The following is an 11,958-nucleotide window of genomic DNA, read 5'->3' on the forward strand; positions in this document are numbered from 1 at the left end:
GCATACGGCTTTTGATGGGCTTCGCGCCATGATGGATTACACATTGCGGCACGCCGCAAGCCCGTCGTTTTCGCTCGTTTTTGGCTAATTTTAGATCAATTTCCCAGAGAGATTTGCCATGCCCACCGTCAAACTCGCCGATGGCGAACTGAACTACCGTCTCGAAGGCCCGGTCGATGCGCCGGTGCTGGTGCTGTCCAACTCGCTGGGCACCACGCACGAGATGTGGGATGCCCAGGTGCCTGCCTTCAGCGAGCAGTTCCGGGTGCTGCGCTACGACACACGCGGCCACGGCAGCTCGTCCGTCACGCCGGGGCCCTACAGCATCGAGCAACTTGGCCGCGATGTGCTGGGCCTGGCAGACGCGCTGGGTATCGACCGCTTCGCCTTCTGTGGTCTGTCCATGGGCGGCCTGATTGGTCAATGGCTCGGCATCCATGCAGGCGAGCGTCTGACGCGGCTGGTGGTCTGCAATACCGGCGCGAAAATCGGCACCGATGAGGTCTGGAATGAGCGCATCGACACCGTGCTAGAAGGCGGCGAACAGACCATGCGCGACATGCGCGATGCGTCCGTCTCTCGTTGGTTTACCCCGGCATTTGCTGAGCAGCAGCTGGCCAAAGTCGCGCGCATTACCCAGATGATTGCCAGCACCTCACCCGCCGGTTATGCCGCCAATTGCGCTGCGGTGCGTGACGCCGATTACCGTGAGCAGCTCGGCGCTATCAAAGTGCCGACGCTGATCGTCTGTGGCAGCCAGGACCCTGTGACGACACCCGACCATGGTCGTTTTATACAGGCGCGGGTGGAGGGCGCGGAACTCGTCGAATTCGAGGCTGCACACCTTTCCAACGTGGAGGCCGGTGACGCCTTCACTCAGCGCGTGCTGGCTTTCCTGCGCTGATGGCGTACCTGGGCCACCCAAGGCCCAGGATTTAGCACTGCCGGATGTGCGTCGCGGCGTCCCGTTGGTGTTGGCTGAGGACGCGACCACGTCAGTACCGTGTGTTGCGGGTCTTCACGCAGACGAACCTCGACGCATCGTTCACGTCGCCGCGACCTTTGTATTTCGGCCAAGCGGGATACTCGCAGAGTGGCCGCGTGCGACCCGGAACCGCGACAGTGTCGGTAACGACCTGTCGACGTGGGGCGACACCCATCTCCACCCAGTTCTCCAGCGCCGTCAGCGAATCCCAGGCGGCGTTGAAGACGGTACTCGCCGCGTGGGCATAGCCCGGTATCTCGTAGTAGCGCATGAAATGCCGAGTGCGGCCCATCCCCATGTCCCGTTGCACACGGCGATAGTATTCAGCGGTCGCGCGCGTGCTGACCAACTGATCCGATGTACCGTGAGCCATCAGGATCTTGCCACCGTTGGCCGCGAAGGCGGACAGGTCAGTCTCGTTAACGTCCTGGCGCAGCGACAGCGCATCGACACGTGCCTGCCAAGGTCCGAGGTTGGCTGGGTCCAGCGTCAGCGAGTTGAACGAGGGGTTACGGGTGACGAAGTAGCGTACCCACTCATCCCAGAATCCTGAATGGTACGGCGCACCGTCGGCGAAACCGGTGCCATGGACCGGCATTGGGTAGTCCGGTTGCAACGTGTTCAAGCCCAGACGGTTGACCACCAATTGCAAGCCGGCGCCGGGACGTCCCAGATCGGTTCCCCAGGTATTGAAACCGGGGTAGCCGCGCTCGCCGCTTGCCAGAGGCTGGCTGAAGCGAATGGGGGTATCGAACACCTTGAGCGCGGTGATCTGTGCGTCGGACAGGCAGCTGTTTCCCGTGTCGACGCCGCCGCGGCAGCGTAGCGGACGGCCGTTGAGCTTTGCTTTGGACGGGTCAAACCAGGCGTTGCAGGCGCCCTGATTGCTGATGACACGGTCCTGCGCACCATCTAGCCCGTCACAGGCCTGCATGGCGGCTTGCAACAGCGCTGCTCGCTTTTCCAGGTTCGGAAACGCCCCCGGCTCCGCCAGTGCGCGGGTGATGCGACCGAACTGCAGATCCAGCGCCGCGGCGTTATAGGCCGGATAGAGAACGATGGCTCCGTGGAAATCGTCCGGCCACTGCTGGACGACGGCGAGCGCTTCACGGCCGCCGGTCGAGCCGCCGGCAAAGTAGCTGCGTACAGGCTGTTGTCCATAGCGCTGCTCGATCAGGTACATCGCCGTATCGCGTGTTTTTTTCAGCGCGTCGTGGGCGTAATTGGCCAACGCTTCATCGTTCCAGGCGAAATCTCCGGGGTTGACCGGGTTGGCCACATGGCCCGAGTCACTGCCGAATACGGCATAGCCACGCCCGAGTGGCGTAGGCTGGTCGACAGGGCCTGCCGGGACATTGCCGGCGACATTGGGAATGGTGCCGTTGTAGCCGCCACCGCCGAACATCATTGCTTTTTGGTTCCAGGCGTCCGGCAAGGCGATCTTCATCTTGATCGTCGGAGCGCTTGGGTCTACCGGGGCGATTGCCACGTCCAGCTCGCAATAAGGACCGAACGTCTGTGGCGCCGCGCCGCCGCCCGGTACGGCTGCCGCGGCGGTCACTGTCGCACCTGACGTAGGCAACATGATCGCTGCGGCCGGGATCCGTGCGCCGTTCAGCTCGCTACACGAGGCGGCTAGGGTTGGCTGCGCGATGGCCAACGCCAGCAAGGCGGGCACGGCCACGCGCAGAGGCGTTGATCGGATGTTGAGTAGACGGGTTCTGCGAGGTGCTTTCATTGATGACGTCCTTCTTCTTTTTGTTGTTGTCGTATCGCTAGCAATCGGTGCCAGGTGCTTCTGGCAGGACTGCACGTCAGCGACTAGGGCACCGTGGAGAGAGCCAAAGCCGTGCCACCACGAGCCCGTGCCGGTAAGCCGCCGATAGCCGGTATCGAATGCGTGCTAACCCGCTTTAGCTCAACGATAGAAGTCGCGAAGCAGTTGCGCGTGTGGATGGGCACCGTCCAGCGAGCGAGACATTCGACGCCTGAGTGTCATGTTCACCGGACACTCTGTCTCACCACCCGGACGATTCGACAGGCGGCGTACATGGCCTCCGATTATGTGCGGGGCACGTGTGACGGCGGCAAGTGAGGTGTCGTCTTCGCTGTCTCCGGGTTACGTAAGGGTGCGGGCTCCGGATCGGTTAGTACGAACCGATCTGACGAACGAGCCCGGCTATTCCCAAAACCCCTGACTATACTTTTGTCGCATGTGCGCAACGGTCGCATGCCTTCCCAAATTCCGTAGAGAATCGCCCGCCCCATGGAAACGCTTTACCTGATCTTCCTGCTGTTGCTCGCGGTAGGTGTAAGCCGCGTATTGGCTAATGTCGTCGCGCTGCCGCTGCCCATCCTGCAGATCATCATGGGTAGCCTTTTAGCGCTTCCGCCGTTCGGAATGGGTGTCGAGTTGCGGCCGGAAATTTTCATGCTGCTCTTTATCCCGCCGCTGCTGTTTTATGACGGTTGGAAAATTCCAAAGCGCGAGTTCACCGAGCACGGCGCGGAAATGACCGCCATGGCGTTGGTGCTGGTCCTGATCATTCTGGTGGTGGTCGGGTACTTCATTCATTGGCTGCTGCCCGCCATTCCGCTTGGCGCGGCCTTTGCGCTGGCTGCGATTCTTTCGCCGACCGACGCGCTGGCGGTCATCGCCATTGGACAGGGTCGACTGCCGCGGCATATGGCACACCAGCTCGAAGGCGAGGCGATGATGAACGACGCCACCGGCCTCGTTTCGTTCAAGTTCGCGCTGGCGGCGGCAATCACTGGCAGCTTTTCGCTGGTTTCGGTTACTGGTGAGTTTTTTGTCATTGCGCTCGGCGGTTTGCTGATCGGCGCGGCGCTGAGCTGGGTGGTAGGCAAGGGCAAACAGTGGATGACGGCACGCGGGCTCTTCGATCCCTCGACATACGTCGTGATGATTCTGCTACTGCCGTTTGCGGCGTTCTTCCTCGCCGAGCATGCGGGAATGTCCGGCATCCTCTCGGCGGTAGCGGCGGGCATGGTGCAGAGCCGCATCGACATGCTGCCGGTGAAGACCAGTACCCGAATTCTCAACCGAAGCATCTGGGAAATGCTCGACTTCAGCTTCAACGGTCTGGTGTTTCTGTTGCTGGGTCTGCAGTTTCCGCGGATCGTCGAGCGCGTATGGGAAGCCGCGGGGCAGGGCACCTACAGCATGCCCATGCTGATATTCAGCGCCTTGGCGATCATGGCGCTGTTGCTGATCATCCGTTTTGCCTTCGTTTATGGCTATCACTGGAGCGAAGCTCGCGTACGGCGCTTGCTCGGAAAGACCGTGCAACCGAAACCGCTTCGCCTTTTTTCAGCGCTGAGTGCGGTGGCGGGTGTCCGGGGCGCCATAACACTGGCTGGCGTGCTCTCGATCCCGTTGATGATTGGCGATACGCCGTTTCCGGGGCGGGACCTGATGATTTTCCTGGCGGCGGCGGTAATCATCCTTTCACTACTGGTCGGCGCGCTGGGCATTCCCTATTTCCTCAAACAGTTGCCGAACAACGACTTCGAGGAACATCGGGAAGAACTCAAGAAAGCCCGCCGAATCGCTGCGCAAGCGGCGGTCAGCTGGCTTGAGAACTGGAAACAGGCCAACCCGGTCGAGGATCCGGACGATGCGCTACTGCGCAGCGAAGTCACCGCGCGGGTAACTGAGTCCTACCGGCACGACATCGAGGCCTTGATGGATCACCATGATCGAGCCAATCAGGCAAGGGAAACGCTGGCGTTAGAGCGCGATATACGCGTGCAGGCCATTGCCGTGCAGCGCAAGGAAATGTACCGGATGAGGAAGCGACACCTGATCGATGAACAAATGCTTCAGACCCTGCTGCGTGATCTCGATTATGAAGAGGCCGCGCTGGGTGCCGGCGAGACCGCTTAGGTCAGGTCTCGCTGGGTCAATTGGGCGCCTGGTGCGCTCTCATCACGCATCGCACGAGCGCGTCCGGGTTTAGCGGCCCGCCTGGTCTTGCTGCGGCTCCGGTTCGAGCACGGCGATCGTATGGTCGCTGTGCTTGAACGACACCAGTTCGGCCAGCCATGCCTGTAGCACGACCGAGTTGGATTTCTGGTTGCGCATCGCCATGGAGAGGATTTCGCGGGCGATCGTGACCATCGCGCTTTTGCTACCCAAGAAATGCCAGTTGAACCAACCGTCGCCGTAGGTGAGGGGCACATTCTGCCCGGGCGTCAGCGGGATATAGACCTTTACCGATAGATCGAAGAGCACCTCCGGCTTGGAGATGATCAGAAGCTTCACGTCCGCCACCTTACTCAACCAATAGCGATGATCAAAACGACCTCCGGTCAGCGCTGCAGATTGGCTCAGGGCATCGTTGATCAAGGCTCGGTTATCGATGAGTTGCACGGTGAGGCTCCGCTCGCGGATGGACAATACCGAACTCGGAACCTCATGCGACACGTGAAGCAGGAGGTGGCGAAACCGGCCGGGAAGCGCCGCGCGGCACAGTAAAAGGGTGTGCGTCTCGCTTGGCGTACCGGGTTATCGGTCCATGGCGGGTATTGTTTAGGCAGACGGAGCAGTTTTCTGGACGCTGGAATGAAGCGTTAGGCGCTCGACTGCCCGTTGCGGGGCGGGGAAGTGCGATCAAGGAGTGAGGGCAGCCGTTGAGCAGTTGGTGGATGGGTCAGTCACAAACGAAAAGGGGCAGTTCTCCAGGAACGGCCCCTTTTGCTTTACGAGTAGATCAGGTTGCTCAGTAATTGCAGTTCTCGCGGTACTCGGAGATGCTCAGGTCCGCCTCGTGATTTGGGCCGCAGAGGAACTGGTCGTAGCGGCGATCGAAGTCGATGAAGCGCTTCATCCAGGAGATGCCGTACATGCCTAGCAGGTCTTCGTTGGGGTAGTCGGTGTTAGCGCAAAAGTGTGATCCGCCATATATCTCCAGAAAGGCCTTCGGGGTGGCGTTGGGGATTTCGTTGTAGAACGGGGAGGCGTGCGATCGCACAGGCGCAACCACGTCTGCACCACACGCCAGAATCATCGTAGGCGTCTTGATCGTGTCGAAGCTGTTAAAGCCGGCGTAATAGGGTGCTTGAGGAATGATTGCGTTAAGTGAACGTTCCGTAGAGAGTTTCAGCGAACCACCACCCCCCATTGACCAGCCGATCGCGCCTAGTCGCGTGCTGTCGACCTTTCCGGCAATCGGGCTGTAACGGCTATTGCTTTGTTCAATGACGTAATCCAGTGCACGGCTGAGCTGGTTGGCGCGGCTGTCCGGTTGGTCGTAGATGGTGTTGGTGTTCATGGTAATGACCACGAAACCGTGCGACGCCAAACGCGGTCCCCACCATTCGATACTGCTTTCATACGACAGATAGCCTGGAATCACGGCAATGGCGCCCATCTTCCCTGTTGCATTGGTGGGGTAATGCACAGTGCTATCCCCAAAGCCTTTAAGGTAACCCGAGACCGAAAACTCACTCACGTTGAACGGACCTGAATTACTTTTCAACGAGGCAACAGTGGGCGTCGGCCCGCGCGTGCAGTCTGTGCATGGGGCAGATGGGCCTGGTGCGGAAAACGCATAGGTGGTTACCAGTAATGACGTGGCAAGTAGCGCTGTCTTTGCTATCGACATATTGATCTTCATGTTGTTCTCTCTTGTTATTGTTGTGACCGGACAATCATCAGCGTCGCCGCGCAATGTCCTGCGGCTGCCGGACGAAATTATCAAGGGGGTGCATAGGCGACAATCGAAGATGTCGCTCATTTCATACAAGTAACTGCCGGCCTTAATAAGCGGCTACCGCTGTATCCGAAAGGGGGAGTTGGTAATAAGCGAGGCGGTCATGTGCCCGAGCGCCAGGTGTTCACAGCTCGTAGATCTATAAAAAGCAGGCAGGAGGGCGCGAGTTTGTTGCCGTCGGCGGCGATGCGAAAGGATGCACTGGCTGTTTTAAGTTAGTTCAATAGTACGTGGGTTTATATGTGCCATGAATGATCATTTATTAGATGGACCGGTCATGAAGTGGCGCGCGTCGTTTATGTAAGTGAGGCTTCCTCAAACTTGCTAGCGCTGAGCGTCTCTAGGCCGGGAAGTCCCTGCTGTAATGTGGTTCGTCTTTTTTGACAGTTAGGGCGTGGTGGCTAGACTCGGCTCAACGGTTAAGCGTTCGGGATGTCGGCGCTAATATTAAAGTGCGATCACAATGTGCAACTACAATAATAAACAATCATGGCCGATGACCTCATTATCAAACCCGCAACGCCGCCTGCGCTGGTCTACGTTTCCAATAAGAGATATCTCTATCTTGGACGCACGCAGCTACGGATCAGGGACCTGCATTCCGCAGCGTCTTCGTTGCTGATATGCCTCGAAGGCGCGGTGCGATTCCAGGTTCTCGGCGATAACAGATGGATAGGCGCGAAGAGCCTGCTCATCCCAGCCGGTAGCCGGATCAGCATCGAAAACCAGGGCGGTGTGATGTCAGCCTGTTATCTGGATGCCGGCAGGTCGGACTTTCAGTTGTTGAAGAAAAAGATGGAGTCGGTCGCCGCTGGGGTCTATTACAACCTGGAAGACGAAGACCAATTTGCTGGGGATCTGGTCCAGCTACGTGATGACGCCCCGGATTTTGCAGAAGCGCAGCGCCGATTGGAGCACCTCATCAGTCGATATGCAGGCGCTGATACGGCGCTCAGCACTGACCCTCGGATTACGCATGTTATTGCGCGTCTCAGGGACACCGCTTCGCTCAACATTTCGGTTAGATCGCTGGCGCACGAGGTAGGGTTGTCAGAGTCAGGGCTGATACGGTTGTTCAGTGTTCATGTTGGCGCGCCTCTGCGCAGGCATCGTCTCTGGTACAGGTTGATAGAGTTCGTCACATTGACCGTGTCCGGCGTGCCTACCGCGACGGCGATCAAGCGGTCCGGCTTCACCGACACCGCCCATCTGTCACGCTGTTATAGCGGCTTTTTTGGGGTGAACTTTTCGTATGCGTTCTCCCGAAATACCCATGCGAAGTTCATCGTCGAAGAACGCTATGCACCGCAACCGCACCTATCGGTTCAAGCCGGAACGGACGACGAAATCATCTACCGCTAACCCATGAAGCTGCCCTTGGGCTTCGCAATACGGCGATTGTTGAATGACGCTGCCTAAAGGCCTCGCCAGCTTGTTAGCTGTGCCCAAAGACGGGAATTGCCCGATCAGCGTCGGGTATGAAGCGGGACTACCACGCCTGAACTGGTGCGCCCGAGCGTCTCGCTGATGGCGCTGATCAATGACTGTTGCGTAAAGGGTTTGGCGAGCACACGCCGAGCATGGCTGCCGGCTGGCAACTCGGCATAGCCGCTTACAAGCAGAATCGGTAACTCCGGTCGTTCGGCGGCGACGATATCCGCTAGTTGCGTCCCTGTCAGGCCCGGCATCATCTGGTCGGTGACAAGAATATCGACCGCGCCGTGCTTGCGCAGCGAGGCGAGTGCGGCCTGGCCATCTGCTACCGCCACTACGTGATGACCCTGGTCTTCGAGCAGAGCACTGGTATTTGCCAGGACGAGGGGGTCGTCGTCGACCACAAGGATGGAAAGCGCCGCCATGCCTGGCTCAGCCGGGTGGTCGTTTTTGTTTCGCGGCGGTTCGGTCGCCGTCGCCGCAACACCAATCGGCAGCCATAATTCGACCGTTGTGCCCTTGCCGGGGCTGCTTTCAATTACCAGGCGCCCCCCTGACTGCTCTGCCAGACCCTGCGCCATCGAAAGGCCGAGCCCTGTTCCCTTGCCCGTTCCTTTAGTCGTGAAGAACGGCTCCGTCGCGCGTGCGACCGTCTCGGGGCTCATACCACAGCCGTCATCACGTACGGTTAGCGCCACGAAATCCTTGAACGGTTGGCCAGGGGAGTCAGAAGAGGAACGAAGCTGACCCTCGATGCAGATCGTGCCGCCGTTGGGCATGGCGTCGCGTGCGTTGACGACCAGGTTAAGCAGCGCCATCTCGAGCTGGTTCTCATCGACATAGGCAAGGGGCAAATTAAGCGGGAATCGGGTGTCGATCTCGACATTCGCCTCGACCAGCCGCTGCAATATTTCCCGCATATTCAACACGACGTCTGGCATGGAAACTGAGGTGGGGCGCAGCTCCTGCTTTCGTGCGAAGGCAAGCATGCGTTGAGTCAGGCTAACGCCACGTTGAGTTGCTTGCAGCGCGTTGTCGATCAATGTGCCGACACGCGCCTCGGCCCCCGGCAGCCGTTTACGGAGCAATTCCAGATTGCCAAGCACGACCGCGAGCAGATTGTTGAAATCATGGGCGATGCCGCCCGTCAGCCTTCCAATCGCTTCCATCTTGTGGGCTTGGCGAAGTGCGGCTTCGGCTTGACGACGTTCGGTTACGTTGACCAGGCCACCGAAGATAAACGGGCGCTGCGCCAGCTGCTCAAGACGTGCTGATGCGAGCACGTCGATGAATTCACCCGTTTTGCTAACGAAACGGTAGTCAGCATCAACGTAACTGCCCGTCTTTAGCAGATGGGGCCAGTCATGGCTGAGCAACTGGCGGGCGGACGCTTCCGTCATGAAATTAACCAGCGGTCTGCCGATCACATCCTCGCGACGATAACCCAGAAGGCCAAGCCAGGCATCGCTGACCGATTCCAATCGGCCGTCCTGATCGAGTGCGTGGAGCGGTAGCGGTGTCTTCATGTAGAGCTCACGGAAGCGCTCTTCACTTTGACGTAGCGCAGCCGCTTCCCTTTCGTTAACGGCCGCCAGGCGACGGTCATACATTGAAGAGGAGAGCCCCAGGAACAGAACCAGAAAGGTCGAGCCCGCGACGGCAAGCGCAAGTGTCAGCAGATCCAGATTGTTGCTCGGCATCGCCGGTATCGCATCATCCAACGGTGTGAAGCGCGCGCCGGCCATTGCCGTGTAGTGCATCCCGGCGATTGCAAATCCCATCGCTATCGCCGCTATGCCCTGTAGCCAGAGCCGCCGACCGCGAGCCGACAGCCAGAGCGCCGTGGTTGCTGCACCAATCGAGATGGCGAAGGACGCCAGGACCCAGAGCGGGTCGTAAGACAGCTCAGCATGCATGGTCATGGCGGCCATGCCCATGTAGTGCATGGCGCCGATTCCGAGCCCCATGAACATGCCGCCGATCAGGAGTGTTCTAAGGGAGAGGCCGTGCGCATTGACGGCAAAAAAACTGATGGCGGTGACCGCTATCGGCACGATCAACGACCAGAGCGTGAGCGTCAGATCGTAGTGAATTTCCATGCCTGGCATACCAAACGCCAGCATCCCCACGAAGTGCATCGACCATATGCTGCCACCCATGCATACAGCCGCAGCGCCTAGCCAGGTATGCCTGACCCATGCCGCCGAAGCGCGCGCTCTGTTGGCGAGGTCCAACGCCGTGAACGAGCCGGTGATGGCGATCATGATGGACAGGCAGACCAGCGCGAAATTGTACGTCGTGGGCATAGGGCTTCCATTAGGTAGCAACAGGGCCGTTTTTCAACAGTTTGGCAGGCTTGCGCTTGGCCGCCAGGCTTTGCGACCAAACGGCCCTCCATTGAATCTTGATTGGCCGTGCGTAGCGCTTTCAATTTTCAGCGGGAGCGCTACCCGCCAGATGCCACAGGCGCTTTTGTTTGCAGTGTGCCCGGCTGGCCGCTCGGACCTGTCTGGCTTCGTCGGTCTGCCTGTTGACCAAGCGTCCATCCGACATAGGCCCATAGCAAGGCGCAGCCGGCCCCGATTACCGCTGCCAGCCCTACACCCTGACTGATCATATCCAAAGCGCTTTTGGCCCAGCCGCTAACGGCGTCACCGGCTCGATAGACCACGGTGTCGATGACATTCTTTGCCTTGTATTTGCTTTCAGCATCGAGTGGTGCGAACAGCATCTCCCGTCCCGGCCTGACGAACGCATATTCGCCGATGCGACGTACGATCATCAGCGCCGCCAGCACGGCGAAGCTGGGGGCTAGGGCAAGCCCCAGAAAACCAACGCTCACTAGTAGCGGCACGATTACCAGAAGCGTGCGGACACCCAGCTTATGCGCGACGCGCCCGGTAATGAAAACCTGAGACAGTAGGGCGCCGGCCTGAACGACTAGATCAATCATGCCGAACACGCGGATTTGCTCATCACGCTCAGGAAATAGCTCGGCCACCAGACGTGCCTGCTCGAAATACAGAAATGTGTTTACGGTCGCCAGCAGAAGGACGAAACCAGCAATGCCGAGCAGATAGGGCGACTGCAGTACGCGCGTCATGCCGCTGAAAGGATTTCCGGGCAAAGGCCTGCGCGTGCTTTCAGTTGGCGCGGCACCCGGGCGACCCGCACCGCCAATCTCACGCCAACGCATCAGCGAGTGCTTGAGCGCCAAGGCGACGCCCAGTAGAAGCCCGGCCAGGAGCATCAAACCGGCCTCACCCAAATGCTCGACCAACAATGCACTCAGCGCAGGCCCAACCAGCCCCCCCACGCTGGCGCCCGCAGCGATGAATGCGAACAGGCGTTTGGCCTGCGCGCCGTCGAACACGTCCGCCATCAGACTCCAGGCGACGGACACGACAAACAGGTTGTAGACCGATATCCACACAAAGAAGACCCGCGCCATCCAGGGGCCGTTATCGCGGAGATAAAACAGGGCTGCGAAGACCATCAGGTTGACGCAGAAAAACCCGAATACCCAGTCGACAAAATGCAGGCGCACCACTCGGGCGCTGAGCCATGCGAACAGCGGAACCGCGACAAGCATGACGACGAAAGTCGCCGTGAACAGCCATTGGAGGTTGTCTACACCGGCCGACACACCCATGGCCTCGCGTATGGGGCGCAACATGAAATACCCGCTGAACAGGCAGAAAAACAACGTAAAGCCGGACAGCGCCGGGGCTAGCTCGTGGTCGTCGGCATTGATTGCAACACTCAAGCGATACGACAGGGACGATATGTTCATAGCAGCTGCTC

The 11,958-nt window shown here is 59.3% G+C and carries 8 protein-coding genes; 3 read left to right on the forward strand and 5 right to left on the reverse strand.

Annotated elements, in window-relative coordinates; genetic code table 11:
• Nucleotides 1-118 precede the first annotated feature (118 nt).
• Nucleotides 119-904 (forward strand): 3-oxoadipate enol-lactonase, encoded by a 786-nt coding sequence (gene pcaD, locus K4O48_RS09345; RefSeq protein ID WP_222911729.1) that lies wholly within the window; start codon nucleotides 119-121, stop codon nucleotides 902-904.
• A gap of 91 nt (nucleotides 905-995) precedes the next feature.
• Here pcaD and K4O48_RS09350 read toward each other — a convergent pair whose 3' ends face one another.
• The gene (locus K4O48_RS09350) at nucleotides 996-2,723 is read right to left on the reverse strand and encodes a tannase/feruloyl esterase family alpha/beta hydrolase (RefSeq protein WP_222911730.1); all 1,728 of its coding nucleotides are present in this window, start codon (nucleotides 2,721-2,723) and stop codon (nucleotides 996-998) included.
• A gap of 528 nt (nucleotides 2,724-3,251) precedes the next feature.
• On the opposite strand from K4O48_RS09350, the gene K4O48_RS09355 reads away from it, so the two are divergent.
• The gene (locus K4O48_RS09355) at nucleotides 3,252-4,892 is read left to right on the forward strand and encodes a Na+/H+ antiporter (RefSeq protein ID WP_222911731.1); all 1,641 of its coding nucleotides are present in this window, start codon (nucleotides 3,252-3,254) and stop codon (nucleotides 4,890-4,892) included.
• A 69-nt stretch (nucleotides 4,893-4,961) separates the two neighbouring features.
• Here K4O48_RS09355 and K4O48_RS09360 read toward each other — a convergent pair whose 3' ends face one another.
• Together K4O48_RS09360 and K4O48_RS09365 are read right to left on the reverse strand one after the other, a co-directional pair.
• Entirely contained in the window at nucleotides 4,962-5,354 is a 393-nt protein-coding gene (locus K4O48_RS09360) for a hypothetical protein (protein WP_260523721.1), read from the reverse strand.
• 373 nt (nucleotides 5,355-5,727) lie between these two features.
• A complete protein-coding gene (locus K4O48_RS09365; protein ID WP_222911733.1) occupies nucleotides 5,728-6,624 on the reverse strand; it encodes an alpha/beta hydrolase family protein in 897 nt (298 codons plus the stop codon).
• Nucleotides 6,625-7,209: 585 nt separating this feature from the next.
• Between K4O48_RS09365 and K4O48_RS09370 the strand changes: the two genes are divergently transcribed.
• A complete protein-coding gene (locus tag K4O48_RS09370; protein WP_222911734.1) occupies nucleotides 7,210-8,082 on the forward strand; it encodes a helix-turn-helix domain-containing protein in 873 nt (290 codons plus the stop codon).
• A gap of 104 nt (nucleotides 8,083-8,186) precedes the next feature.
• Here K4O48_RS09370 and K4O48_RS09375 read toward each other — a convergent pair whose 3' ends face one another.
• Together K4O48_RS09375 and K4O48_RS09380 are read right to left on the reverse strand one after the other, a co-directional pair.
• On the reverse strand, nucleotides 8,187-10,460 hold the full coding sequence (locus K4O48_RS09375; RefSeq protein WP_222911735.1) for an MHYT domain-containing protein: 2,274 nt from the start codon (nucleotides 10,458-10,460) through the stop codon (nucleotides 8,187-8,189).
• 140 nt (nucleotides 10,461-10,600) lie between these two features.
• Nucleotides 10,601-11,947 (reverse strand): NTP/NDP exchange transporter, encoded by a 1,347-nt coding sequence (locus tag K4O48_RS09380; RefSeq protein WP_222911736.1) that lies wholly within the window; start codon nucleotides 11,945-11,947, stop codon nucleotides 10,601-10,603.
• Nucleotides 11,948-11,958: the final 11 nt, after the last annotated feature.

It is taken from the genome of Pseudomonas sp. DNDY-54 (assembly GCF_019880365.1).
Lineage (GTDB): Bacteria > Pseudomonadota > Gammaproteobacteria > Pseudomonadales > Pseudomonadaceae > Stutzerimonas > Stutzerimonas stutzeri_P.